Source organism: Lentzea sp. NPDC020367 (genome assembly GCF_044387305.1).
Classification (GTDB): domain Bacteria; phylum Actinomycetota; class Actinomycetes; order Mycobacteriales; family Pseudonocardiaceae; genus Lentzea.
Genome location: NZ_JBIRVV010000001.1, coordinates 1,448,744 through 1,475,380, shown reverse-complemented (window position 1 = coordinate 1,475,380; position 26,637 = coordinate 1,448,744). Strand labels below are relative to the sequence as shown.

Genomic DNA, 26,637 nt, shown 5'->3' with positions numbered 1-26,637 from the left:
CCACGTCCTTGGCAGGTGGGCGGCCGCTGTTGCGGCGAGAAGGCTTGAGACAGAAAGAGACCGAAGATCGCCGGAGGGTGTCATGCGTGAACCGACAGTCGCCTCGCTGATGACACGTGAGGTGATCACCGCAGACGTCGAGTGCTCGTTCAAGGAGCTCGTGCGGCTGCTGGAGGACAACAAGATCAGTGCTGTTCCCGTGCTTGACGGCGGCTACCCCGTCGGCGTCGTCTCGGAAGCAGACCTGATGCCGAAGGAAGAGTTCCGGGGCGGCACCGAAGACGCACCTGGCGTGTTCGCCGGGCGCGCCACGAAACACCGGTGGGAGCAGGCGAGTGGTGTCATCGCCCGCGACGTGATGACGTCGCCGGTGAAGAGCGTCCCGCCGGACCTCGCCGCGAGCGCCGCGGCCCGCGAGCTGGCGGCAGCCGGTGTGCGCAGGCTGTTCGTCATGGACGCAGACGGCGCACTCGTCGGCGTGCTGTCCCGCCGCGACCTGCTGAAGCTCTTCGTGCGTGAGGACGACGAGCTGCGCACCACGATCCGCGACGAGATCTTCGGCCGGATGCTGTGGGTGGACCCGAACACCATCGACGTTGAGGTGACCGACGGCGTCGTGACGATGCAGGGCCAGCTGGAGCGCCAGAGCGAAGTCGAGATCGCCGAACACCTCGTGCGCGTCCTGCCGGGCGTCGTCGACGTGCACAACGACCTGCGCTGCGGATGGAACGACACCACGCACACCCGCCAGACTGAGATCTTCGGCTAGGAGCGTCATGAGGACTCGAGACGTGATGACCACCGACGTCGTGGTCGTCGAACAGGGCACCCCGGCACGGGACGCCGCCCGCTTGCTCGCCGAACGCGGATTCACCGCACTCCCCGTGGTCGACGCCTTCGGCGCGCTGGTCGGCGTGGTCAGCGAAACCGACCTGCTTCAGAACCGCCTGCCGCAGGACCCGCGTCAGCTCGTCCACGGCGAACCGATCGCGCCCAGGAAGTCGCCTGCGGACGTGGTCGACGAGGTGATGACGAAGCAGCCCTTGACGGTGAGCCCGAACACCGACCTCGCCGAAGTCGCCGACCTGATGATCGAGCACAACGTGCGCACCATGCCCGTCGTCCACGAGGGCCACCTCGCGGGCATCGTGACCCGCAGGGACATGCTCCGCTCGATCACCCGCGCGGACTGGGTCATCGAGGCCGAGATCCACAACCGGCTCGGCATCGTCGGCGGCGCACAGCGTTGGCAGGTCGAGGTTTCCGGCGGCAAGGTGTCCATCGTGGACAAGGCGGACAGCGCAACCGAACGCCATGTCGCAGAGGTGCTGGTCCGCGCGATCGCAGGCGTGACCGACGTCGAGTTCACCACCGAACCCGTGCGTGCGGGGAGTTGACGATGGCCAGGAAGCGGTGGCGTGATCTCACCCCGCTGCAGCGCAAAACCTTCACTTGGCTGAGCGTCGTGCAGGTCACGTTCGCGGCGGCGGCGTGGGCGGACCTGTCCATGCGGCCCGGGGAGTTCGTACGTGGTCGCAAGTTGTGGTGGGCGCTTGCGATCGCAGTGAACTTCGTCGGGCCGTTCTCTTACTTCCGCTGGGGAAGGAGGTCTTAGGGAAGAGCGGAACGAAGGGCGCCGGCACCCCTCCCGGCGCCTTTTTTGCTGCGTAAGGCCGTCTGCGTTGACGTCCCGCCGTGACGGGGACTTAGGTCCCGTGAGCGATGAGTCCTGAGGTGGTGGGGGATCGGTTCACCGGAGCGCAGGCTGCTCACAACAACAGTCCACATCGGAGTGAGGAGCTCGCCGTGAGCACAGACGTAGCCGGACCGGAGGCCGCGACGCGGCCCGGTTCGGGAAGTGAGCAGCCACGCCCGTCCAGATTCGGCCTGCCCACCGCGACCGCGCTGGTGGTCGGATCGGTGATCGGGACCGGTGTGTTCGGCCTGCCGACCGCTCTCGCGGCGTTCGGCCCGGTCAGTCTCGTGGCGTTCGTTCTCGTGTCGATCGGCGCGCTGGCCCTCGCCCTGACGTTCGGCGCGCTGGCGAAGCGCATCAGCGGCTCCGGCGGCCCGTACGTGTACGCCAGGGACGCGTTCGGCGAGTTCGCCGGCTTCCTCAACGCCTGGTGCTACTGGATCACCGCCTGGGCGGGCAACGCCGCGATCGTCGTGGCGCTGGTCGGCTACGTCGAGGTGTTCGTCAACACCGAACACCAGGTCGTCTGGTCCATCGTGATCGCGTTGGCGGGCCTGTGGATTCCTGCCCTGGTCAACCTGTCCGGGCTGCGGAACATGGCCGTCACGCAGATCGTCTTCACCGTGCTGAAGATCGTGCCACTGGTGTTCATGGCCACCGTCGGCCTGATCTTCATCAAGTCGGCGAACTTCGGCCCGTTCAACGCCAGCGGCACCTCGATCGCTGGTGCCATCTCGGCCGCAGCCGCGATCGCACTGTTCAGCTACATCGGCATCGAGACCGCCTCGGTCGCCGCCGGCCGCGTCCGCGACCCCGAACGCAACGTTGGACGCGCCACCGTGTTCGGCACGATCGGCTGCGCCGTCATCTACATCCTCGGCACCCTCACCGTCTTCGGCACCGTGCCCAACGAGACGCTGCGCGGGACCTCGGCGCCGTTCACCGACGCCGCCAACGCCATCTTCGGTGGCCAGTGGGCCGGTCAGGCCGTGGCGATCGCCGCCGTGGTGTCCGGTATCGGCTGCCTCGTCGGCTGGACGCTGATCGTCGGCGAGATGCCGATGGCTGCGGCGAAGGACAAGCTGTTCCCGAAGGCGTTCCTGCGCACTCGCGGTGACATCCCGAGCTTTGGCATCATCAGCTCCACCGTGCTCGCCTCGGCACTGGTCGTCGTCAGCTACACCAACTTCGAGCAGGTCTTCACCACGCTCGTGCTGCTGTCGGTGTTCACCGCTGTCGTCCCGTACCTGTTCAGTGCCGCCGCGCAGCTGTACTGGCTGCTGGTCCGCGGCCGCAAAGCCGAGTGGCCGCACCTCGTGCGCGACTGCACCGTCTCGGTCCTCGCCCTCGCCTTCGCCTTCTGGGCGCTCGCTGGCAGCGGCTATCAGGCCGTCTACTACGGCGTCATCTGTCTGCTGCTGGGTGTGCCGCTCTACATCTGGCTCAAGGTCGGCCGCCGCGAGTATGGCGAGGTGGGGTCATGACCCTCGGCGTCGGATCGGAGGTCGGCACGCTCCGCCAGGTGATCGTGCACCGTCCAGGCCTCGAACTGAGCAGGCTCACCCCGCGCAACTGCGACGAGCTGTTGTTCGACGACGTGCTCTGGGCCTCAAAGGCCCAGGAGGAACACGACGTCTTCGCCGCGAAACTGCGTGAACGCGGCATCACCGTGCACCACACCGGGACATTGCTCGCCGAGACCCTGGCCCTGCCGGAGGCCCGCGCGTTCGTGCTGGACCGGGTCTGCACCCCGGAACTGCTCGGACCGACCCTCGCCGGTCCGGTGCGCGAGTTCGCCGAGAAGGTCGACGCTCCGGTGCTCGCCGAGCTCCTGGTCGGCGGCGTGACCCGCGCCGACCTGTCTCCACTCGGCGTGCCCAGCCTGCGCTGGAACAGCCTCGGACTGGACGACTTCGTCCTGCCACCGCTACCGAACACCCTGTTCCCGCGCGACAGCTCCGCCTGGATCTACGGCGGCGTCACCATCAACCCGATGGCAAAAGCCGCCCGCCGCCGCGAATCCCTGCACTGCCAAGCCATCTACCGCTTCCACCCGCAGTTCGCCGACGCGACGTTCCCGACCTACTACGGCGCCGAGGACGCCAACCACCAGCCCGCCACGCTGGAAGGCGGCGACATCCTCGTACTCGGCCGCGGCACCGTGCTGATCGGCATGGGGGAGCGCACCACCCCGATGGGCGTCGAGATCCTCGCCCGCGAACTCTTCCGCACCGGCCAGGCGAGCTCCGTGATCGCCGTACAGCTGCCCCGCTCGCACGCCCTCATGCACCTCGACACGGTCATGACGATGCTCGACCTCAACACGTTCATCCGCTACCCAGGCCTCGACCCCGAGACGCTGAAGACGTGGGTGATCACCCCAGCCGACGCGGAAGAGGTCGTCGAACGAAGCTCGGCCGGCCTGCGCGTGCAGGAGCGGACCTCGGTGTTCGCCACCATCGCCGATCTCCTCGGCATCGACCGGCTACGTGTCCTGTGCGCGGACGAGGACGCCCGCGCCGCCGAACGCGAACAGTGGGACGACGCCAACAACTTCCTCGCACTCGCACCCGGCGTCGTCGTCGGCTACGAGCGCAACACCGTCACCAACACCATGCTCGCCGACCACGGCATCGAGGTCATCTCCATCCCCGGCAACGAACTCGGCCGCGGCCGGGGCGGCGCCCGCTGCATGACCTGCCCGATCCAGCGCGACGGCATCTGAAAGGACCACTCCGATGCGACACCCCGGCTCGTTGCTCAAGGAACTCGACCTCACCAAGGAGAAGTTCCTCGACCTCGTCTCCCAGGCCCGCGGACTCAAGCGCGCCAAGGCATCCCACACCGAACACCCGCTGCTGACAGGCAAGAACATCGCGCTGGTCTTCGAGAAGAGCTCGACCAGAACCCGCTGCGCCTTCGAAGTCGCCGCCCACGACCAGGGCGCCCACGTCACCTACCTCGACCCGACCGGCTCCCACATGGGCCGCGAGGAGTCCATCCCGGACACCGCCAAAGTGCTCGGCCGCATGTTCGACGCCATCGAGTTCCGCGGCTTCGCCCAGGACACCGTCGAAACGCTCGCCGACCACGCCGGCGTTCCCGTGTGGAACGGCCTCACCGACTCCTGGCACCCCACCCAGATGCTCGCCGACATCCTCACCATGACCGAGAACTCCACCGGCCAGATCGAGGACATCAAGTTCGCCTTCGTCGGCGACGGCCACAACAACGTCGCCCGCTCCCTGCTCATCACCGGCGCACTGCTCGGCATGGACGTGCGAATCGGCGCACCCGCCGAGTTGCAGCCACCCGCCGACGTGATCGCCAAGGCCCACGAGCTGGCGGCGGCCAGTGGTGCCCGCGTGCTCGTCACCGAGGACCCCGAAGAGGCCGTCGCAGGCGTCGACTTCATCTACACCGACGTGTGGGTCAGCATGGGCGACTCACCCGAGGCCTGGGACACCCGCGTGCCCCTGCTGACGCCCTACCGCGTCACCGCCGAGCTGATGAAGGCCACCGGCAAACCCGACACGAAGTTCCTGCACTGCCTGCCGTCCATCCACGACCGCACCACGACCATCGGCCGCCGGGTCCACGACCAGTACGGCCTCGACGGAGCCGAAGTCACCGACGAGGTCTTCTCCTCACCCGCCTCGGTCGTCTTCGACCAGGCCGAGAACCGCCTGCACACCATCAAGGCGGTCATCGTCGCCGGACTGGCCTCCTGATGCGCATCGTCGTCGCACTCGGAGGCAACGCCCTGCTCATGCGCGGCGAACGCGCGGACGCGTCCGTCCAGCTCCACCACCTCGCCGAGCTGCTGGTCGGGCAGAACGAGTTGCTCGCGCAGTTGCGCGAGGACTCCGCGTGAGAGCTTTCCTGCCTGTCAGGGCGGACTGGGCGACCGCCACACCACGGGACCTCGTCGCCGGTCTGACGGTCGCGGTCGTGGCGTTGCCGCTGGCACTGGGGTTCGGTGTGGCGTCCTGACTCGGAGCCGCCGCGGGCCTGGCGACCGCGATCGTCGCGGGCGCGCTGGCAGCGGTCTTCGGTGGTTCCAGCCTGCAGGTGTCCGGTCCCACCGGAGCGATGACGGTGGTGCTGGTGCCGATCGTGGCCACGTTCGGGCCGGGCGGCGTGCTGACCGTCGGGCTGCTCGCGGGTGTGCTGCTCCTTGCGCTGGCAGCGGCCCGGGCAGGGCGCTACATACGGTACGTGCCCGCTCCCGTGATCGAGGGCTTCACCATCGGGATCGCCGCGGTCATCGCGCTGCAGCAGATCCCCGCGGCACTCGGTGTGCCCACGCCCGACAGCCACAACGTCGTGATGAACGCGGTCCGCGCGTTCGGTTCCGGCCCTTCGCTTCCCGCCGTCGCCCTCGCGTGCGGGGTCGCCGCGGTCACGCTCGTCGGCGCACGCTGGAAGCCCGCCGTTCCATTCTCGCTGCTGGCCGTAGCGGTGGGCACGGTGGTGGCGGAGGCCTGCTCCCTGCCCGTGCCGCGAATCGGCACGCTGCCTGCGTTGCTGCACGCGCCGTCGCTGTCGTTCCTCGACCTGAGCGTGCTGTGGTCGCTGCTGCCGTCCGCGGTCGCCGTGGCCGCCCTCGCCGCACTGGAGAGCCTGCTGTCCGCGACGGTCGCCGACGGAATGAGCGTGAACCAGCGCCACGACCCGGACCGGGAACTCTTCGGCCAGGGCATCGCCAACGTCATCACCCCGATGTTCGGCGGCGTGCCCGCGACCGCGGCGATCGCCAGGACCGCGGTCAACGTCCGATCCGGCGCGAGCTCTCGGCTGGCGGCACTGGTGCACGCCGCGACGCTCGCCGCGATCATGCTCGTCGCGGCACGTCTGGTCGAACGCATCCCGCTGGCCGTGCTGGCCGGCGTGCTGCTCGCCACCGCAGTGCGCATGATTGAGGTCGGTTCGGTGCGGGTGCTGATGCGCGCGAACCGCTCCGACGCCGTGGTGCTCGCCCTCACCGCGATCGCGACACTGGCACTCGACCTGGTCACCGCCGTGATCGTCGGCCTCGTCGTGGCGGGAGCGCTGGCGCTGCGCGCCGTCGCCAGGTCGGCGCGGATCGACGAGGAACCCCTGGAGCCCGGCGACCACACGCTGGAGGAACACGAACTGCTCGCCCAGCACATCGTCGCCTACCGCCTCGACGGGCCGCTGTTCTTCGCCGCGGCGCATCGCTTCCTGCTGGAACTCACCGAGATCGCCGCCGTCTCCGTGGTGATCCTGCGCATGTCCCACGTGTCGACAATGGATGGAACGGGAGCGCTCGTGCTGTGGGACGCCGTCGAGAGACTCCGGCAGAGAGGCGTCACCGTGCTGCTCTCCGGCGTGCGCGACGAGCACCGCCGCCAACTGGAGGTACACGCGGTACCCACGTTCGCCAGCACGCCCGAAGCCATCGAGTACGCACGAGACCACTTGCGCCGCAACGGGACGTTGCCGTGACGACTCGCTGATATGCCGCCGACTGTCAGGAGGACACCCCGGGTCAGTCGACTGGACCTTGCGCAAGAGCACCTTGTGCAACTTGCTCGCAGCCTAGATTGGCAGACTGCTGCTCTGCGGTTCACTGATCCGTTTGGGCGATCGCTGGCCGACAGGCGTCACGCCGTCTGCGAATGAACTGTCTCAGGTGCTGCAGGCGATTGAGCGGGCCGGAGATGGAGGCGTCATGGCGGCTGTGGCAGGTGCTGACTTCGTGGCCAGGCTGTCGGTTTGCCATGCGAAGCCAGAGGCGGATTCGACTGACTCTGCCGGGTTGCGGTTCGCCTTCTACGGCCGGATGTCGACGAGCACGTTCCAGGACGTGCAGACGTCTCGTGCGTGGCAGCGGGCGGTGTCGGAGGAGTTGATCGACGGCGTTGGCTCGGTTGTCGCGGAGTTCTTCGATGTGGGTGTCTCACGGCGGTGGTCGTGGCTGGACCGTCCGGAAGCCGGGGCCTTGCTGGCCGCCGCCGCGGATCCTGGTCGCGAGTTCGATGCGGTCGTGGTGGGGGAGTACGAGCGGGCGTTTCATGGTGATCAGTTCCGTGAGGTTGTGTCAGGGCTGAACGCGCTGGGTGTTGCGGTGTGGCTGCCGGAGGCGGGTGGTCCGGTGGAGCTGGGTAGCCCGGTGCACGAGGCCCTGATGGTGCTGTTGGGTGCTCAGGCGCAGCGTGAGGTGGCCAAGGCGCAGGGCGCGCCAACGAGTGCTTGCGGCGATGCGGGCGCAGACTCGAGTCCAGGGCCGGTTCCTGGGTGGTCGGCCGCCTTACGGATATCGACTGGTTGATGGTGGTCGGCATCCGAATCCGGTGCATGGTCGATGGGGCCGGCGGGTGCAGGTGCTGGCGCCGGACCCGGTGACAGCTCCGTGGGTGCGGTGGATGTTCGCCGAACGTGCTCGCGGCCGGACGGTGGCGTCGTTGGCGCGAGAGCTCAACGAGCGTGGCGTTGTGTGCCCGTCGGGAGCCGACCCCAAGCGGAATGCGCATAGGTCAGGTGAGCGGTGGATCGTGCGGACGGTGGCGATGATTTTGGAGAACCCGCGCTACACCGGTCGGCAGGTGTGGAACCGCAGCAGCACAACCGGCCACGGGCCTGGCGGGCGTGTTGGCGGCCGCGGCTCGGGAGCGCTGCGGTACAACCCGGTCAGCGAATGGGAGGTGTCCGAGCGAATCGCGCACGAGCCTCTCGTCGATGACGAGACCTTCGTCGCGGTGCAGGGCTTGCGGTTGGCGAAGCCGTCCAAGGACGGTGAGGTCCGGTGCTACATGCTGGCTGGGCTCGTCGTATGTGGGTTGTGTGGCCGTCGGATGGACAAGCATTGGGTTCACGGGCGAGCGGGCTATCGATGCCGACACGGCGTCAGGTTCGACGGTGCGACCTTCAACGGCATCGCATCGTTCGACCGCACGACCCTCGCTGGTGCCGCCTGGTTCGACGGCACGATCTTCAACGGTCCCGCAGGGTTTCACCGCGCGACGCTCGCTGGCAGCGCTTGGTTCGACCACACGACCTTTGCCGGCGACGCTTGGTTCGACGGCGCAACCTTCATCGACAGCGCCCGATTTGGCGGCGCGACCTTCACTGGCGTCGCTTTGTTCGGCAGCGCGACCTTCACCAGCAGCGCACGTTTCGAGGGTGCAACCTTCACCAGTGGCGCGAGCTTCAACAGGACGACCTTCAGGGGCGACGTGTGTTTCGACCGCGTGACCTTCAAATACAAGGCGCGGTTCGACGAAGCAACCTTCAATAAAAGCGCCCAGTTTTTCGGCGCAACTTTCAATAATAGCGCCCAGTTCGACGGCGCAACCTTCACTAGTGCCGTCTGGTTCGACCGCGCGACGTTCCCTAGCTACGCTAGGTTGGGCGGCGCCGTGTTTACTTCAACAGCCACATGTCGTAGCGCTCGGATTCAGCTCGCCGAGGGGTGCACGTCACAGGGCACGTGGCCGGAAGGCTGGACGTGTGTCCCTGCCGAATCATCGACCAGTGAGGATGGCCAGTGGATGCAGCTGGTTCCGGTACCGGTGGTGCTCGATCGGCGTGTCGTGGTCGACGCAAGGACGGAGGAGTCCTAGGAACGCACCAGGCGGGACATGTTGATCTCGTGCAACCTGGGCATCTCGCGCGGCACCACTGCGGCTGACATCCACCCACTCGAATGGCTCGGCGATGATCAATCTCAATCCAATGGCATATTTGCCAATCAGTTGCCAAGATCATTGAGAATTTGCCACGGGAATTGAGATCCTACAAGTACCTGTAGGGTCCCACCGCTCGTAGGATGTCGATCTTGCGTGACCTGCGTGTTCCGGCTGTGTCTTACGCCGATGTCACCATGATCAGTCTCAGTTGTTGGGTCACTTCCTCAGACAGCCCTCGCGCGCGGCGGTTCACCGAGACGTACCGCGAATGTTGTCGCCCTACTACGCTGCGGCGAGGATCGCAGTGCGGCACGGCGTTCTGTTCGCCGACTACGGGCAGTTCTACATTCAGGACGCCGACGCTCACGACCGCGCGATGCACGCCGGCGCGGCGATGGACCTCGATCGTCCCAGGCGGCTGGACCGAGGACGCCGTCCAGCTACACCGAATCGGGTTGGAACCGCACTCGATCTCAGTGGGAACAGCACGTGAGGACCCGGCCCGTCCAGGACGGCTGAATGCGCTGTTCGGGGGAACCGGCCGAGGCGCTGCAACGGCTGGTGTGGTCGTGACGATCTGTCTTGGTGACGTTGCGGGTTCGCCGGTGTGGCGGGCAGGGGGCGAAGGGGCTGACATGGCTCGGGTTGTCTGCGTGCACGGCATCGCTCAACAGCAGCGCGGTGAGCAGTCCCTGTTGCAGGCCTGGGGCCCGGCGATCGCTGATGGCGTCACCCGTGCTGAAGGTCCGGCTGTGCCAGACGGTGACATCGTCGTGGCGTTCTATGGTGACCTGTTCCGCCCGCCTGGGCAGCTGCTGGCTGTCGGGGACCCGCACTACCGTGCCGCGGACCTACAGCCCGGTCTGGAGCAGGATCTGTTGTTGGCTTGGTGGCGCGAAGCCGCTGCCGTCGACCCAGCTGTGGTCGGCCCTGAGGCGGATACGCTCGTGCGGATGCCGACCGCGGTGCAGGCGGGGCTGCTGGCGTTGTCACGGTCGCGGTTCTTCGCCAAGGTTGCGTTGCGGGCGCTGGTATTCGACCTCAAGCAGGTCGCCCGGTACCTGCTCGAGCCGCGGCTGCGGCAGGCCGCACGAGCTCGGGTGACCGCCCTGATCACGCCCGAGACGAGGGTGGTGGTCGCGCATTCGCTGGGCTCGGTGGTGGCCTACGAGGCCTTGTGCTCGCTGCCCGGACACTCGGTGCGGGCGCTAGTTACGATCGGTTCCCCGCTGGGCATCCCGAACCTGATCTTCGACCAGCTCGATCCGGTGCCGTGTGCCGGTCGTGGTGCCTGGCCGGGGCCGGAGGGCCTGGTGTGGACCAACGTCGCCGATGCGGGTGACGTGGTGGCGTTGGAGAAGGACTTGCGGCACCGGTTCGGGGACCGGGTGCGCAACGCCGTGGTGCACAACGGCGCGCACGCTCACGACGCCACCGCCTACCTGACCGACAAGCTGACCGGCGCCGCGATCACCAGGGGCCTGAATGAGCATTGAGCACGATGACGGCCGTCGTTACCTGATCGCGACCGCAGTTGCTCACCACCGCCACGCACCGCAGTGGGACCGGCCCGGCCTGCAGCAGGCCCGGCAGGAGATGGTCGACCTGTTCACCGGTTCCATGGGGTACACCCATGTCAGCGATCTCGGAATGGACCCAACTCGAGATCAGCTCACCGCCGGGTTGCGCGCGTTCTGCCGCTCACCGCAGCGGCGCCCGAACGACCTGCTCGTGGTGTACATCGCCTGCCACGGCGAGATTCTCGACGGTAGCGGCGACCACGTTCTGCTGACCTGCGACACCGACCCCGACGACATCGCCGACGCGCTGCCGACCGCCGACCTCGCCCGCAAGATGCTGCTGGACACCAGCGTGCGGCGGGTGCTGCTGATGCTGGACACGTGCTACTCCGGCCAAGGCGGGCAGGAACTGGCCGCGGCCGCGCTCACCGGCATGACCCGGCACTGGCAGGACGAGATCGGCTGCGCGCTGGTGGTCATCACCTCCGCCCAGCCTACCGAACAGGCCCACACTGGGGCTTTTCCCCGCCTGCTGCGCCAGGCCGTGGACGACCTGTCCAACGCAGGCCTCACCCCCAGCACGTTGCCACTGGACTCGGTGATCAAATCGATCAATACCAATCCCGAACGGCCGGGTTTCCAGACGGTCACCTCGACATTGGCTCAGCTCACCGGCGCGATCCCGCCGTTTCTGCCCAACCCCCGGCACGACCCGCGGATGACGGAGGTCGACCTGGCGATCCAGCAGGCCAGCGAGTGGGATGCCCAGGACGAGCAGCGCGACATCGAGTACCGCACCCGGCTGCTGGTCCGGGCGATGGGCGGCCACCATCCCGACCAGGGATGGTGGTTCTCTGGCCGCCACGACGCGCTGATCGATCTCACCTACTGGTTGACCCACCCGGACCCCGCCCGGCCGATGCTCGCGGTGACCGCCGGTCCAGGCTCAGGCAAAACCGCCGTGCTCGGACTCGTCGCGACGCTGACCCATCCGGAACGGCGCCGGACCGTCCCGCTGGACGCGCTCGGTCTGCCGCACGCCGCTGTACCACCCGCAGATTCAGTCGATGTGGTCGTCTACGCGCAGAACCTCACCACCGACCAGGTTCTGCAGGCCATCGTGGCGGCGATACGCGTCAGGGCAGACACTCCAGGCGAACTCCTCGAGGCCCTCACCGGCCGCGACGCCCCGTTGACCGTGCTGATCGACGCACTCGACGAGGCCGCCCATCCCGACGAACTGACCCGCCGGCTGCTGCATCCGCTGGCCGAGCACGCCCGCGGACAGCTACGGCTGCTCGTCGGCACTCGCCCGCACCTACTGCCACACCTCGAGCTTCAGCGCCAGCACAGCATCGATCTGGACGCGGCCCGCTACGCCGACCTCGACGCCCTGACCACCTACGCCGCCCGCGGGCTCATCAGCTCCCACCCCGACAGCCCCTATCCCGGCCAGTCCCCAGCGCTGATCCGAGCCGTCGCGCGAGCGGTCGCCCAGACCTCGGACCCCTCATTCCTGGTCGCCCGCATCACCAGCAGCACCCTGGCCGCGGCACCCGACATCCCCGACCCGGCCGACCCGGTCTGGCGGCGATCCCTGCCTCGCCTGCCCGGCCCAGCCATGCACAAAGATCTGCATACCCGGCTCGGCCAGCACGCCGACCGCGCGCGTGACCTGCTGCGACCCTTGGCCTTTGCTGAAGGCCAAGGCCTGCCATGGGAGGACATCTGGGCACTTCTGGCATCTCGCATCGCTGGCCAGCCCTATAGCGACCAGGACGTGATGTGGCTTCGGCAGGCCGCCGGCTCCTACGTGGTCGAGGCCACCGAAGCGGACCGCTCGGCCTACCGCCTATACCACCAGGCCCTGGCCGAACATCTGCGCGAGGGTCTCGACGAGCACGCGGTCCACCGCGCCTTCGTCCACGTGCTGCTCTCCCGCGTCCCGGTGACCGCAGACGGGACCCGCGACTGGGCGCACGCCCACCCATACACGCTGCGCCACCTCGCCACCCACGCCGAACGATGCGACCTGCTCGACGACGTCATCACCGACGCCAACTACCTGGTGTACGCCCACCCCGACGAACTGCTCACCGTCCTACACAGCGTCACCACCGACGAAGCTAGGCTCATCTGTGCGGTTTACCGTGCCTCTGCCGCCGTGCACCGCCACCTCACGACCAACGCACGCCGACAGATCCTGGCCACTGACGCGGCACGATTCAACGCACCACTTCACCAGGTCCTGGCCCAGCCACTGCGATGGGCTCCCCGCTGGGCCACGGGACAACAAACCAGCACAGCCCTGCACTCCGCCTTAACCGGCCACGAGTTCGGGATTTGGGCGGTGGCGTGCAGCGTGATCGACGGACAGCCCGTCGCCGTAACCGGCGGCATCGACCGCACAGTGCGGGTGTGGGACCTGACTAACAGGGAACAGCTCCTTACTCTGCTGACCGGCCATGAGGGAGAGCTGGGGTCGTTGGCGTGCAGCGTGATCGACGGACAACCCGTCGCCGTCACCACCAGCGTGCGCCTCGTCGACGACGAGGTCCTTGGAGCGGTGCTGGTGTGGGATCTGACGAGCGGGGAGCAGCTGTTCGCCCTGACTGGCCACGAGGGCGCGGTGTGGGCGGTGGCGTGCAGCGTGATTGACGGACAGCCCGTTGCCGTAACCGGCGGCACCGACGGCACAGTGCGGGTGTGGGACCTGGCCAATGGGGAGCAGCTGCTCACACTTACTGGCCACGAGGGCGAGCGGGGGTCGGTGGCGTGCAGCGTGATCGACGGACAGCCCGTCGCCGTCACCTTGGACAGAGGCGCAGTGCGGGTGTGGGACCTGACCAACGGGGAGCAGATCCTCACTTTGCTGACCGGCCACGAGGTTGGGTCGGTGGCATGCAGCGTGATCGACGGACAGCCCGTCGCCGTCGTCACCACCAGGGACGGCCTCTACGACATCCCTGGGGCGGTGCTGGTGTGGGATCTGACGAGCGGGGAGCAGCTGTTCACCCTGACTGGCCACGAGGGCGCGGTGTGGGCGGTGGCGTGCAGCGTGATCGACGGACAGCCCGTTGCCGTAACCGGCGGCACCGACGGCACAGTGCGGGTGTGGGACCTGGCCAATGGGGAGCAGCTGCTCACCCTAACCGGCCACGAGGACGGGGTGTGGGCGGTGGCGTGCAGCGTGATCGACGGACAGCCCGTCGCCGTAACCGGCGGCAGTGTCGACGGCACGGTGCGGGTGTGGACCCTAGAGGCCTCGACCAACCAGGACAACGACATTCGCGCCCACACGGCCGATATTCGCGACGTTGCGTGTTCCGAAGTGGATGGGCGCTGTGTCGCTGTAACCGGTGGCAGGGACAGCACGGTGCGGGTGTGGGACCTGACCAATGGGGAGCAGCTGTTCACCCTTACTGGCCACGAGGGCGGAGTGTGGGCGGTGGCGTGCAGCGTGATCGACGGACAGCCCGTTGCCGTAACCGGCGGCACCGACGGCACAGTGCGGGTGTCGGACCTGAGCAATGGGGAGCAGCTGTTCACCCTGACTGGCCACGAGTTCGGGATTTGGGCGGTGGCGTGCAGCGTGATCGACGGACAGCCCGTCGCTGTCACCAGCGACGCGCGCCTCGTCGACGTCGACGACGACGAGGTCCTTGGGACAGTGCGGGTGTGGGACCTGACCAATGGGGAGCAGCTTTTCACCCTGACCGGCCACGAGGGCGCGGCGAGGGCGGTGGCGTGCAGCGTGATCGACGGACAGCCCGTTGCCGTAACCGGCGGCACCGACGGCACGGTGCGGGTGTGGGATCTGACCAACGGGGAGCAACTGTTCATCCTGACCGGCCACGAAGCCGGGCAGATGAATGTGGCGTGCAGCGTGATCGACGGAGGGCCAGTCGCCCTCACCAGCGCAATCGACGATGACATGGTACGGGTGTGGGATCTGACGAACGGGGAGCAGCTTTTCACCCTGACTGGCCACGAGGGCGGAGTGGGGGCGGTGGCGTGCAGCGTGATCGACGGACGGCCCGTCGCTGTCACCGGCGGCAGTGTCGACGGCACGGTGCGGGTGTGGGATCTGACCAACGGTACCGAGGTTCAAGACCTCACCTACGCCCGCAGCACTGCCAACGGCACGTTGTGCATCGGCCCGGGCCGAGAAATCATCATGACCATCGGATGGGACCTGGTAGTGACGGACTGGAGATCAAACAAGTAGCCAGTAGATCGTCGTGGTTCAGGGCCTGCAATCTATGCCGTGCCTGCCACATGCACGAGAGCCACGCCCACACCATCGGCGCGTCCAGCTCGACGACTGAGCGATCTTTGCCGACTCCACCCGGACGGCCGAGTCTCACTTCGACTGCATAAGTTGTGCCGCCCGGAAAGTCATCGCTTCTCTGAGCGGTGATGTTGTACTGGCTGCGAGCATCCCTGGGTGATCGCTTCGCTGTTGTACCAGGTGGTCTGCAAGTTGCTGTCTGTTCCGGCGGTGCTACTTTGCAGTGAAGCGGCCAAGGACGCGGAGCTTCTTGTTCTGCGGCACGAGAACGCTGTCATTCGTCGGCAGTTGGCCCGACCGGTTCGTTACGAGCCCGCGGACCGGTTCTGGTTCGCCACGCTGTCGAGACTGGTACGTCGCTCCCGCTGGCAGGACGTCTTCCCGGTTACCCCTGGCACGTTGCTCGGCTGGCACCGCCGGTTCATCGCCCGCAAGTGGGACTACACCGCGCGCAGGCGAACCGGGCGTCCCTCAACCGCAGCAGCGATCAAGGCGCTCGTGCTTCGACTCGCTAGAGAGAATCCGCGGTGGGGTCATCGGCGGATCCATGGCGAGCTGGTTCGGCTTGGTCATCGCCTGGGGGCCTCGACGGTCTGGGAGATCCTGAACCGCGCGGGCATCGATCCGGCGCCGCGGCGAGGCGGCCCGACGTGGCGGGAGTTTCTGACTGCGCAGGCCGAGGGGATCATCGCGGCGGACCTCTTCCACGTCGACACCGTGCTCGGAGCACGCCTGTACGCGCTGGCGTTTCTCGAACACGGCACCAGGCGCCTGCACATCACCGGCGTCACCGCGCACCCGACGCGAGAGTGGACGGTGCAGCAGGCGAGGAATTTGGCCGGCGAGCTCGGAGTGCGCATGAAGTCACTGCGCTTCCTGCTGCGAGACCGTGACGGTAAGTATGGCGACGCGTTCGACGCCGTGTTTGAGGCAGAGGAACTGCGTGTGATTGCGACTGCTCCTCGAGCTCCGCGGATGAACGCGCATTGCGAACGGATCATCGGCAGCATCCGCCGTGAGACTCTCGACCACGTCCTCATCATGGGAGAAGGTCACGCGCGTCATGTACTTGCTGCCTACCAAAAGCACTACAACGAGCACCGGCCTCACCAGGCCCGCGCCCAGCTGCCGCCAGACGTGCAAGAGCACTCCGGAGCGGCGGATGATCTTGACGGCGCTGGCCGTCGACCCGTCCGCACGCGGATCCTCGGCGGGGTGATCAACGAGTACCGATATGCAGCTTGAGCTGCAGCGATGACTTTCCGGGCGGTACAGGCTGCGTCAGGCCGAGGTCGAGGAAGGCGCCAAACCCGGTGCGAGCCGGCCGAGTCAGCGGAGCTACGTGAGGCGCGCAAGCGGATCAAGCTGCTGGAGCAGGAGAACGAGGTCCTGCGCCGGGCGACGGCGTATCTGTCGCAGGCGAATCTGCCGGGAAAAGGTTCTACCCGCTCGTGAACGAGCTGGCCGCGGACGGGATTCTCGTCTCGGTGACGTGCCGGGTCCTGAGGATCGCTCGATAGCCGTACTACCGATGGCGTGCACGCCCGGTCACCGCCACCGAACTCGAGCGTGCTCATCGGGCGAACGCGTTGTTCGACGCGCAACGCGACGACCCGGAGTTCGGCTACCGATTCCTGGCCGACGAGGCCCGCGACGCCGGTGCGTCGATGGCGGACCGCACAGCGTGGCGGATCTGCCCCTCGATGGGCTGGTGGAGCGCGTTCGGCAAGAAAGCCGGCCCGCCGGTCCACGACGACCTGGTCCGACGCGACTTCACCGCCACCGCAACTAACCTGTTGTGGCTTGGCCGACATCACCGAACACCGCACCACAGAAGGAAAGCTGTATCTCTGCGCGGTCAAGGACGCCTGCTCCAACCGGATCGTCGGCTTCTGCATCGACTCCCGGATGAAGTCCCGTCTCGCCGTCACCGCGCTCACCAATGCTCTCGCGCGCCGCAGTGACGTCGCCGGCTGCATCGTGCATACCGACCGCGGATCGCAGGGTGTGGGGTGCCAGAACTCCGCACACACGCGTTGAGCTGCAGTGGTCGGGCACCGTTGTTCAGTCGGCATGATCATGGGCGTGGCGCTGCGAATGCTGTACCTCGTCCTTGTCCTGTGGGGTTGTGCGTGCCGAGAAATACGTCCGTGCAGGTCAGTAGTCGTCAGTGGGTAGCGGTCATCATCGGGCATGATCGCGGCCGTGCTGGTCCGCTTCGCCTACGGTGCAGACCGGTGTCCGGATGCCCCGCATGAACTCCACCGTCGAACGCTGGGTGAAGACCCTTCGCGCCGAACTGCTGGACCGCACGCTGATCGGGAACCACATCCACTTACGGCACGCGTTGCGCGAGTGCGAGCGGCACTACAACGAGCACCGAACCCACCGGTCACTCGCTGCCGCAGCACCCCAGCGAGATCGACCCCAGCATCTTCAATCCGGCCAGATCCAACACATCAACGTGGAGCGACAGGACCGTCTCGGCGGGGTCATCCACGAGTATCGCCATGCCGCTTAACCTGCGCGGATGTAGTTTTCGGCACGCACAACACCATTGAGCCGATCGACGCGCGTGAAGGCGTCTACCAAGACTGTGGGGCATCGATGGGAGCCGCGGTCAGTTGGGCTTCTCCGTTCGCAGTACGTACCTGATGTCGTTCAGCGAGACGTCCTCGTTGTTCTCGATCTTCAGCGCCTTCTGGACGCGTTCCGGGTTCCAGCCGATTTGGCTGCCTAGCTTGACTATCTGGCTCCGTACCTCCTGCGTGGGAAGTTGGGCCGGCTCGTACACGGGCGTTGGGTCGTGGTCACCCACGTCGTGGTAGGCGCCTCCGTCGGTCTCGTCGTAGACCATCGCATCCCCCTCGTCGTCGGCGCATCTGAAGGCAGACGACGTTAGGAAGGAGGGCGGGCGCGGGTCCACGACCTTTAGCTGGCCGGGGACTGCCGTCGAGCGGCGTGTTCATGACCGCATGAGTGGTCGTCACCGGTCGTGGGGGGATGATCTCCGGGCGGCATTGGCCCAGCGGGAAGGGATCTGGCACGCAGGTGACTGTTCGCATCGCCGTTGTCGACCCGTTGCCGATGTTCCGGCAGGGCACTGCCGCTGTGCTGGCAGCAGCCGGACACGCGGTGGAGGTGCCCGGTGATGTCGTCGAATGGCTGCGCGGAGCCGAGATGTCGCTGGTGCTGCTGAGTGTCGTGGGGGAGCAGGACTGGGAACTTCTCGCGTGCGTCGCCAACTATTCGGCCGCGCACTGGGTGATCGCTCTCCTCGACGACGAGTCGGCGGTCCCCGGCGTCAGGGCCGTGCAGGTCGGGGCTAGGTCGATCCTGCCCAGGAACGTCGACGCGGCAACATTGACAGCGGCGGTGGAGTCGACGATCAGAGGGCGCGCGGTGCTGCCGCCGGCGGCGGTGGTCGCACTGGCGACAGGTGCCAGCGGGCTCGCAAGTTCGCTCCCGTCCCCTGATCAGCTGTCGTGGTTGCGCGGTCTGGCCTCGGGCAAGACAGTGGCGCAGCTCGCGCAGCAGGCCGGCTACTCGGAGCGCGCCATGTTCCGGATGCTGCAGGCGTTGTACCGGCAGCTGGGGGCGCCCAACAGGATCGAGGCGATCCTGCGGGCCCAGTCCCGCGGCTGGTTGTGACGCGCGTCAGGTGAGTGCGTCGAGGGCGGTGCGCAGCCTGTCGTTCTCGTGCAGCTGCTCGACGAGGAACCTGATTCGGCCGGTCAGGATCCGCGACGGCGGTGTCAGCGCTTGGGCGGCGCGGAACGACGTCACTGCCTCGGCGAGATCGTCTCCTCGGTGGAGGTGGAGGCCGCACAACGCAAAACCACGGAAGTTCCAGGCCGCGAAGTCGTACCTGTCGTACATCGTCCGTTCGGTCGATTCGGTGAACAGGTCCTCGAACCGAGTGCGTGCCTCGTATTCCTTCTGGTGGCCGGCGAGCGCGTGGAGTGCCAGCGCGAACAGTGAGCCGCGGCTGTGGGGGAGGCGGCGCAGTTTGTCGATCTCGTTCCACGCCTGCGGTGACTGATCGGTGCTGAGGTAGATCATGGCCAGGGTCACCCGCGCTCGTTGGAGCACTTCCTCGTTGTGCACCTTCTGGGCCAGGGCTACGGCGTGCACGGCAGCTTCTCTGGCCTCGTCGAACCGCTCGAGGTCGAACAGGAGGTCAGCTCGTCCGTCCAGGCACGGCGCCAGCAGCCAGTCGTTCGAGCGGGTCTTCCTGATGTCCAGCGCGGCGTCGACCATGCGTTCGGCGTCGTGGCGCCTCCCGAGTTCGATGTGCCGCCGGGCCAGCCACAACGAGATCTCGATGCGCCGGGTGGCGGCGAAGGTCAGGGCCTTGGCGGTGTCGGGGAAGCTCGGGTGGTCGGGGAGAAGGAGCGCGGCCTCGGCGAGCTTCATGGCTCGCTGGTAGCGGCCACGCCGCTGCTGGCACCTGGCGATGCCTTCGAGCGCGCTCATCAGCGCCATCTGGTCATCGAATCGCACCGCGAGCTTTCTGGCCTCTTTGTAGAAATCCAGTGCCTCTTTGAAGTGGCCCCTGCCCCAGTGCATCCTCGCCAAGTTCACGTGGATCTTGACGATGTCGTGGTTCCATTCGTGCTGGCCCGCGATGGAGAGCGCCGCCTGAAACTCCTCTGCGGCCCCGCGTTTCCCCAGCGACTCGTAGATGCGGGCGAGCGCGTTGTGGTTCGACATCGCGTCCAGTTCGTTCTGGAGCCGGAGTCGCACCTCTTCGCGTTCGGTGAGCAGGAGATGCTCGCAGTTCCACTGGTCCAGCACGTCGTGCGTCAGGCTGATGATCCCGTACGCCGACCCGTGTTCGCCCGCGTTGAGCAACGCCCTGATCTCCGCGAAATGCGTCCGCAGGTCGCCGACGCTGTGAGGATCCGGATGGCGTAGGAAGCCGAGTTGTGTGGCGGCTCGGAAGTAGAGCACCTCGGTGTCCTCGGGCATCGCACGCAGAATCAGCGCAGCCTCGTCCCGCGGGACCGCGTACCGGTCCTTGACGACCTCGTGGATCACGCGGTTCGCCGCGAGATCCCGCAACGCCCTCTTCACGGTGGCAGATGTCTTCTCTGGGACCAGCTCCATCACCGCAGAGGCCGGGACGTGAGTGCCGAACGCCGCCAGCGCCCTGATGACCCGTTTCCTCGTTCCCTTCAGCCCTTCGAGCATCCGCAGCGTGAGGTAGTTGTGCACTTCCGTGCGGAGCTGCTTGCCCAACACGTTGGTGAGTGACTTCAGATCGAGGTCGGTGCGCGCGATGCCGACGACCGCGTGAGCGAGCTCGGCCAGCCGTGGATTGCCCTGCAGACCGCGGTAAAGCCCCGGCCAGATGTCGTCGAGGGACGTCTCTTCCTGGTTGCGCTTGTACTGGCGGGCAAGGCTTTCCCAATACTCGCGGAGTTCGGGTGGGTCGAACCGGCGCAGAGGGATGGCCCCGTCTGCGTTGGACCATGTGTGCTTACGGGGAGAGGCCGGTTGCTCTCTGCTGACCAGCAGCACCGTCACCTGGTGGTCGTCCTCGGTGGCGACCGTCTCCAGTGCCGCGTCGAGATACGGGTCCACCAGCTGCTTGCTGTCCGGTTCCAACAGGCTGTCCACGCCGTCGACCACAACGACTACCGGGGTGTCGCCCAGCGCCTTCAGCACGGTCTCGAGCCTGACCACCGCGGAGTCGTCGCGGGACTCTCTCTCGCGGCCGGTGTCCTGCAGGTAGTTGACGAGCGTCTTCGCGTCGAGCGGACCGGCGACGTCCACGGAATGTCGGTGAACACGAGGCAGGTGCGGTGACGGAGCGGTATTTTCGACGTCTTTCAGGATGGCGACAGCAGCGTCCACCAGCTTGGTCTTGCCGATGCCCCTGGTGCCGAGCAGCATGGCCACGCCGCGAGTCCCGCCGGCCAGTCTGGTGTGCAGGTCGCGAAGATCCTTCTGGCGATCGACCATGCCGTGCGCGTCCCGCACGGCATGGATGCTGGCTGTCACAGCTGCGTGCGGCTCGGGCGACTTCCTGGACTCGACGAAGCTTTCGGTGGCGCGTGCCGCCAGGTACAGGCACCACTCCTTGACGTTGTCGTCGTCGGTGTCCTTCCGGCCGAGGCGCCGCAGGGCGACCCCGACGAGTGCGAGCTGGCACTGCTCACTCCACTCGTCGTGCAGAGCCCATTCGCGGCGCGGGGTGGTCCTGCGGTGCACCTCCAAACACGCCTGCCTGAAGTTCCCGAGCTGGTAGTCCACCACGTCGGCGTCGGGGTTGACGAGCAGCTCCGCCAGGACGGGATCGAGCCTGCGATCGTTGAGTTTCGCGCGGAAGTCCAGGGCGAGGGAGACGAGCAGGTTCATCGGATCCCGGGCGAGTGGCGCGTCGTCCTCGAACCGGTCGTAGTCGATGAGGTGGTACAGCTCGCTGTCGGGCATGTTGCGCGGTACCAGGATGTTGCGGCCATTGAGATCGCCGTGTGCGTTGCCGATCACGAGGTGGGGGACCGGCAGTGCAGCGAGGTGGCCCTCAACGAGCACGAAAGGGTTCGTCAGGTGGGCGGCGCGCTTCAGCCTGGTCTCGAACGATCCATCGGAGCGGGTGACGTCGATTTCGCGGTCGCGCAGCCAGTTCTTGACCAGGCGGAGGCGCTTGTGCGGTCGCAGCAAGCCTTCGAGCAGCTTGCCCACGGTGATGCCTTCCTGCTGCCGAGGGCGACCAGGGTTCCAGCCGTGGATGATCGATTCGGTGATCTGGCCGCACAGCGAAGGAAAGTCGTGGTCCCCGGTGAGCTCGGTGAGTTGTTTGACGCGCTTCAGGCCACCGCTGGCGAGGGCCATGAAGACGGCCCGCCAACCGCCGAGATCGTCGGTGCGGTCGAACACCTCGGCGAGATGCCGCCCGAAGTCACCGGAATTCCGCGGCGCGTTGCGCAGATTGTTGATCCTGTCCCTGTTGTCGTCCTTGAAGAACTTGATCACGGCCTGGGCGACGTTGCCGTTGTCGTAGTTGAGCGTGACACGACCGACGGGCTCACCGCTCCTGCCGTCGTCGAACCAGCTTTCGAGGTCCAGCCGGTAGCCGCCTGGCAGCCACCGCTCCAGAGCGTCCACCACGGCGTCGTCCAGATGACGTTTCCACCCGTCCCGATTCCCGAGTCGCTCCTTCACTGCGCCCCTCCTACCCCGGCGTGAACCGATCCCAAGAACTTAGACTTCGTTCGTGATCAACTGAATCGGCCGCACGAGGCATTGGAAACGCTCCATACTCGGGGGATGCCGGAAGCGTTCGACACGCGCAACGAGGTAAGCGGATCCGTGATTGGCAACGTGGTGCAGGCCGGCACCGTCACGATGACCACGAACGACCCGCGCCCCACCGCGGTAATGGGCCTGCCGCCGGCCGTACCCGCGTTGCTCGGCCGGGAGGAGGAACTCGGCCGCCTGTTGGGAATGGTGGAACCGAATGATCGCGCGGCGAGTGCGGGCGGCGCCGTCGTCGTGTCCGGCCTCGCGGGCGTGGGCAAGACGGCGCTGGTCCTCACTACCGCCCATCAAGCGTCCCGGCGCGGGTGGTTCCCCGGCGGCGTGTTGATGATCGACATGTTCGGCTACGACGCGGCGGAGAGCCGGGTGCGGCCGGAGGTGGCACTGGCGAGCCTGCTCGAGAACGTTGGTGTCGTTGGCGAGCACATCCCGGCGGACGGACCAGGTAGGGCACGTCTGTGGCGCACCATGCTGGCGGCGCGGGCAAAGGCAGGTGACCGGATGCTGATCGTCATCGATAACGTTTCCAGTAGCGACCAACTGCGTGAACTGCGGCCCGGCGTGCCGGGGCACCGTGTCGTGGCCACCAGCCGGCACACATTGGCCGACGTCGAGGCGGCCGTGTTGTTCCGGCTCGGAGTGCTGGAACCCGCTGCGGCGACGGAGTTGCTGCGCCATCAGTTGGTCGCAGCGGACCCTGGCGACCCGCGGATGGTCGCGCAGCACACCGAGGCGGAGCGGATCGCAGAGATGTGCGGGGGACTGCCGCTGGCCATCCGGATCGCGGGCGCGCTGCTGGCGGCCGATCGGGAACAACCACTTGGGGAGATGGCGGAGGCGCTGGCCGACGAGCAGGTCCGGTTGGAGGAGTTGAGCTACGACGGGAGTTTCGCCGTGCGGTCAGCGTTTGATCTGTCCTACCGTCAGCTCGACGATGAGACAGCCAGGTTATTTCGCCTGCTCGCGGTGCATCCCGGTAGTGACTTCTCGACAGAGATGGCCGATGCCGTGCTCGGCGGGACGAGCCATAGCCTAGCCGGACTGCGTCGGTTGCATCAGGCGAACCTGATCGAAACAGGCGCTGTCCGCGGCCGATGGCGCATGCACGACCTGGTGCTGCTCTACGCGCGCCAGCGCGCGGCGGACGATCCGGATCGCGCCGACGTGATCCGCAGGATCACCGACTACTACCTGGGCCTGTGCCGGGCAACAGATCGACGGCTCCCCGCACTGGGCGGCGATACGAACGAGATGCTGCGCTTGATCGACCCCGAACTCCCCAACATCGTTGCGGTGGTCGCGCAAGCACACAATGCGGGGCTGGACAGATCGGTGATCGGCTTGGCCGAGTCGCTGTTCACCTACTTCGATCTGCGCAAACTATGGGACTTCTGGGTTCAGATCGACGAGCTTGCCCTGTCGTCGGCATCACGCGTGAACGACCCGCACGCCGTGGTCAGGATGAGGATGAATCTGGGCATGGCACTTCGCGACTTGGGCCGGTACGAGGACGCGGCGCGTTGTTATGACCTGTCGCTTGCCTACTTCCAGGAGACGGGAGACGACCGCCGCCAAGCCGAGGCGCTCAACAACCTCGCAGTCGTCCTGCGCAAGCGCGGCGAGGGCGATGACGCGCTCGCCGCGCTGCGGAAGGCGAACGAACTGTGGATAGGACTCGACGACACCCTGGGGCAGACACGTGTGCTGAACAACGAGGGCCTCGTGCACCTCGACTCCGGCGACAACGCCACTGCCCTTGGCTGCTTCCGGCAGGCGCTGGAACTGGTGAGCACGACCGGTGACGAGCAACGCAAAGCGAAGATCTTGCACAACCTCGGGGTTGCGTGCCAGCGGAGCGGCCAGCCGGCGGAGGCGGCCGACCGGCTGCGCAAAGCACTCGAACTCCGCGAGGCCCTGGGGGACCGCCACCGGGAGGCGAAGAGCTCGGCCGTGCTGGGATTGGTGTTGCTCGAACTCGGGCAGCGCGACGAGGGAACCGAGAGACTGGAGCGTGCGGCTGCAGTGTTCCGCGAGCTGGGTGACCAGCGCTCGTTGCACAAAGCGACCGCGTGGCTTGGGGCAAGAGCTGATCCGCAGACGTCGCGGCCATGGCAGCGAGCGGTGTCGGACGAGGGACCTGCTGCACCGTTAGGTGACATCTGAGTCGGCTTGCCGTGATGGGAGCTGGCCTGATGTCTGGTGTGGCTTGCTCTTGGTCTGTTCGGGTGGAGATGGACAGGGCGTCGTCACGATGCTTCTGGCAGCTGGGTCTCGGTTTTGACCGAGGGAGCTGACTATGGCCACGTTGACGAACGCCGAACTGGTTGCCGCGTTAATGGGGCGTCGCCGCCTAGGGGCACAGTCTGAGGAGCCTGGCCTGCGCTTTGCGTTCTACGGCCGGATGTCGACGAGTGAGTTCCAGGACGTCCAGACGTCGCGTGCATGGCAGCGCGCCGTGTCGGATGAGTTGATCGAGGGTGTCGGCTCGGTCGTTGTGGAGTTCTTCGATGTGGGTGTGTCGCGGCGGTGGTGGTGGCTGGACCGTCCGGAGGCTGCGGCGTTGCTGGTCGCCGCTGCGGATCCTGATCGTGACTTCGATGCGGTCGTTGTGGGGGGTACGAGCGCGCTTTTCATGGTGATCAGTTCCGTGAGGTCGTGGCTCGGCTGAACGCACTGGGTGTCGAGGTGTGGCTGCCGGAAGCGGGCGGCCCAGTGGAACTCGGCAGCCCTGTGCACGAGGCTCTGATGGTGTTGCTGGGCGCGCAGGCGCAGCGTGAGGTGGCGCGTGCGCGGCAGCGCGTGCTCGCGGCGATGCGGTCTCAGACGCGGTTACAGGGGCGTTTCCTGGGTGGCCGACCTCCATACGGCTATCGGCTTGCTGATGGTGGTCGGCATCCGAATCCGGTGCATGGGCGATGGGGGCGGCGTATACAGGTGCTGGCGCCGGACCCGGTGACGGCACCGTGGGTGCGGTGGATGTTCGTCGAACGTGCTCGGGGTCGGACGGTGGCGTCGTTGGCGCGCGAGCTCAACGAGCGTGGCGTGGTGTGCCCGTCGGGTGCCGACCCCAAGCGGAACACGCACAGGTCGGGGGAGCGGTGGATCGTCCGGACAGTGGCGATGATCCTGGGGAACCCGCGCTACACCGGCCGACAGGTGTGGAACCGAAGCAGCACAACCGGTCACGGGCCTGGTGGACGTGCCGGCGGCCGCGGCTCGGGGGCACTGCGATACAACCCGGTTAGCGAGTGGGAGGTGTCCGAGCGGATCGCGCACGAGCCACTCGTCGATGACGAGACGTTCGTCGCGGTGCAGGGGATGCGAGTAGCGAAGCCTGCCGAGGACGGCGAGGTACGGCGCTACCTGCTGGCGGGCCTCGTCGTGTGCGGGCTGTGTGGCCGCCGGATGGACGGGCACTGGGTTCACGGGCGAGCTGGCTATCGCTGCCGGCATGGCTTCACGAGCGTCAAGCGACGTTCTGACAGCGAACCGCGGAACATCTACGTCCGGGAAGACCATCTGCTCAAGGCACTGCCGCACCTACTTGAGCGGACCGCTCGACCCGTGGCAGAAGGAGCGGGTGAGGAGTTGGTTGATCACGTCCGCGAGCAGCGTCTGCAGATTCACTATGACGACCGGTGTCTTGAAATTCGCCCCGCACAACTAACGTTGAGAACTTTGGAACCTGCTCGTCGCCCAGTTCAGCCGGCACTCGCATTGGATTGGTGCGCTGACGTAGAAGTGGCCGAATATGAATTACCCACGGGATTCTGGTGAATCCCGTGGGGTAAGAGAATGTCCGAGGCCGGAGTTGACCACTACGCCCACGCGCTCTACCAGCGGTTTTCGTTGAAGCTTGACGGCTTCGTCGTCCACGGTGTGTCCGTACATGACCAGTTGGAGCACCCGTACCGCAGATCGCGGTTCAAGGGGGGACTTGACCCCCCACGTGTAGCAAGCGTGCGCAGTTTGCGTGTTCATGCGCTATTGGATAGCTCCAATCCACTATGGAGGGCCAGTCGGCACTAATCAATCTTTCGCCCATCTGCGGCAGGCGCTGCGTGAGTGCGTGAGTACGAATGGCGCTACAACGAGCACCGAACCCACCGATCGCTCGCTGGCGCGGCACCCCTGCGGGCCAGCCTCAGCCTGTCGAACCCGCTCAGATCGAACGCTTCACCACAGGTCGGCATGATCTTCTCGGCTGAGTCA

21 protein-coding genes and 1 pseudogene are annotated in these 26,637 nt (G+C 66.7%); 20 read left to right on the top strand and 2 right to left on the bottom strand.

Going from position 1 to position 26,637, the window contains the following annotated elements:
• Positions 1-82 precede the first annotated feature (82 nt).
• The 16 genes and pseudogenes from ACH413_RS06870 to ACH413_RS06795 all read left to right on the top strand — a co-directional run bounded on the left by ACH413_RS06870 (position 83) and on the right by ACH413_RS06795 (position 17,680).
• The gene (locus ACH413_RS06870; protein ID WP_360037128.1) at positions 83-769 is read left to right on the top strand and encodes a CBS domain-containing protein; all 687 of its coding nucleotides are present in this window, start codon (positions 83-85) and stop codon (positions 767-769) included.
• Between the two features lie 7 nt (positions 770-776).
• Positions 777-1,397, top strand: a complete 621-nt coding sequence (locus ACH413_RS06865; protein ID WP_360037125.1) for a CBS domain-containing protein — start codon at positions 777-779, stop codon at positions 1,395-1,397.
• Between the two features lie 2 nt (positions 1,398-1,399).
• Positions 1,400-1,615: a PLDc N-terminal domain-containing protein gene (locus ACH413_RS06860; RefSeq protein WP_360037122.1), complete on the top strand. Its 216-nt coding sequence runs from the start codon at positions 1,400-1,402 to the stop codon at positions 1,613-1,615.
• Between the two features lie 191 nt (positions 1,616-1,806).
• On the top strand, positions 1,807-3,180 hold the full coding sequence (locus ACH413_RS06855; RefSeq protein WP_360037119.1) for an amino acid permease: 1,374 nt from the start codon (positions 1,807-1,809) through the stop codon (positions 3,178-3,180).
• Positions 3,177-4,421: an arginine deiminase gene (locus ACH413_RS06850; protein ID WP_360037116.1), complete on the top strand. Its 1,245-nt coding sequence runs from the start codon at positions 3,177-3,179 to the stop codon at positions 4,419-4,421. Before ACH413_RS06855 ends, ACH413_RS06850 begins: the two co-directional genes overlap by 4 nt.
• 13 nt (positions 4,422-4,434) lie before the next feature.
• On the top strand, positions 4,435-5,427 hold the full coding sequence (gene argF, locus ACH413_RS06845; RefSeq protein WP_360037113.1) for an ornithine carbamoyltransferase: 993 nt from the start codon (positions 4,435-4,437) through the stop codon (positions 5,425-5,427).
• A complete protein-coding gene (locus tag ACH413_RS06840; RefSeq protein ID WP_360037111.1) occupies positions 5,427-5,570 on the top strand; it encodes a hypothetical protein in 144 nt (47 codons plus the stop codon). Before argF ends, ACH413_RS06840 begins: the two co-directional genes overlap by 1 nt.
• A complete protein-coding gene (locus ACH413_RS06835) occupies positions 5,567-5,689 on the top strand; it encodes a hypothetical protein (RefSeq protein WP_360037108.1) in 123 nt (40 codons plus the stop codon). Before ACH413_RS06840 ends, ACH413_RS06835 begins: the two co-directional genes overlap by 4 nt.
• Before the next feature lie 18 nt (positions 5,690-5,707).
• Positions 5,708-7,165 (top strand): SulP family inorganic anion transporter, encoded by a 1,458-nt coding sequence (locus tag ACH413_RS06830; RefSeq protein WP_360037281.1) that lies wholly within the window; start codon positions 5,708-5,710, stop codon positions 7,163-7,165.
• Between the two features lie 226 nt (positions 7,166-7,391).
• A complete protein-coding gene (locus ACH413_RS06825) occupies positions 7,392-7,991 on the top strand; it encodes a hypothetical protein (protein WP_360037105.1) in 600 nt (199 codons plus the stop codon).
• Entirely contained in the window at positions 7,921-9,282 is a 1,362-nt protein-coding gene (locus tag ACH413_RS06820; RefSeq protein ID WP_360037102.1) for a pentapeptide repeat-containing protein, read from the top strand. The genes ACH413_RS06825 and ACH413_RS06820 overlap by 71 nt, the downstream gene beginning before the upstream one ends.
• Positions 9,283-9,983: 701 nt before the next feature.
• Positions 9,984-10,844, top strand: a complete 861-nt coding sequence (locus ACH413_RS06815) for a hypothetical protein (protein ID WP_360037099.1) — start codon at positions 9,984-9,986, stop codon at positions 10,842-10,844.
• Positions 10,834-15,096, top strand: coding sequence for a caspase family protein (locus ACH413_RS06810; protein WP_360037096.1), 4,263 nt, complete (start codon positions 10,834-10,836; stop codon positions 15,094-15,096). Before ACH413_RS06815 ends, ACH413_RS06810 begins: the two co-directional genes overlap by 11 nt.
• A gap of 219 nt (positions 15,097-15,315) precedes the next feature.
• Positions 15,316-16,404 carry an integrase core domain-containing protein gene (locus tag ACH413_RS06805; RefSeq protein WP_360037093.1) on the top strand — a complete coding sequence of 363 codons (1,089 nt, stop codon included), beginning with the start codon at positions 15,316-15,318 and terminating at the stop codon, positions 16,402-16,404.
• Between the two features lie 78 nt (positions 16,405-16,482).
• Positions 16,483-17,163: pseudogene (locus ACH413_RS06800) on the top strand (DDE-type integrase/transposase/recombinase); the annotation flags it as partial.
• 250 nt (positions 17,164-17,413) lie between these two features.
• Positions 17,414-17,680 carry an integrase core domain-containing protein gene (locus ACH413_RS06795; RefSeq protein WP_396424904.1) on the top strand — a complete coding sequence of 89 codons (267 nt, stop codon included), beginning with the start codon at positions 17,414-17,416 and terminating at the stop codon, positions 17,678-17,680.
• Between the two features lie 99 nt (positions 17,681-17,779).
• On the opposite strand, the gene ACH413_RS06790 is transcribed toward ACH413_RS06795, so the two are convergent.
• The gene (locus ACH413_RS06790) at positions 17,780-18,016 is read right to left on the bottom strand and encodes a hypothetical protein (protein ID WP_360037087.1); all 237 of its coding nucleotides are present in this window, start codon (positions 18,014-18,016) and stop codon (positions 17,780-17,782) included.
• Between the two features lie 194 nt (positions 18,017-18,210).
• Between ACH413_RS06790 and ACH413_RS06785 the strand changes: the two genes are divergently transcribed.
• The gene (locus tag ACH413_RS06785) at positions 18,211-18,810 is read left to right on the top strand and encodes a DNA-binding response regulator (RefSeq protein WP_360037084.1); all 600 of its coding nucleotides are present in this window, start codon (positions 18,211-18,213) and stop codon (positions 18,808-18,810) included.
• Positions 18,811-18,816: 6 nt separating this feature from the next.
• On the opposite strand, the gene ACH413_RS06780 is transcribed toward ACH413_RS06785, so the two are convergent.
• Complete coding sequence (locus ACH413_RS06780; protein WP_360037081.1) at positions 18,817-22,329, bottom strand: tetratricopeptide repeat protein; 3,513 nt, start codon at positions 22,327-22,329, stop codon at positions 18,817-18,819.
• Between the two features lie 105 nt (positions 22,330-22,434).
• On the opposite strand from ACH413_RS06780, the gene ACH413_RS06775 reads away from it, so the two are divergent.
• The 3 genes from ACH413_RS06775 (at position 22,435) to ACH413_RS06765 (ending at position 26,202) form a co-directional block, all read left to right on the top strand.
• Complete coding sequence (locus ACH413_RS06775) at positions 22,435-24,588, top strand: tetratricopeptide repeat protein (protein ID WP_360037078.1); 2,154 nt, start codon at positions 22,435-22,437, stop codon at positions 24,586-24,588.
• A gap of 133 nt (positions 24,589-24,721) precedes the next feature.
• Positions 24,722-25,093: a hypothetical protein gene (locus ACH413_RS06770; protein ID WP_360037076.1), complete on the top strand. Its 372-nt coding sequence runs from the start codon at positions 24,722-24,724 to the stop codon at positions 25,091-25,093.
• Entirely contained in the window at positions 25,081-26,202 is a 1,122-nt protein-coding gene (locus ACH413_RS06765) for a recombinase family protein (protein WP_360037073.1), read from the top strand. Before ACH413_RS06770 ends, ACH413_RS06765 begins: the two co-directional genes overlap by 13 nt.
• The last annotated feature ends 435 nt before the right edge of the window (positions 26,203-26,637 follow it).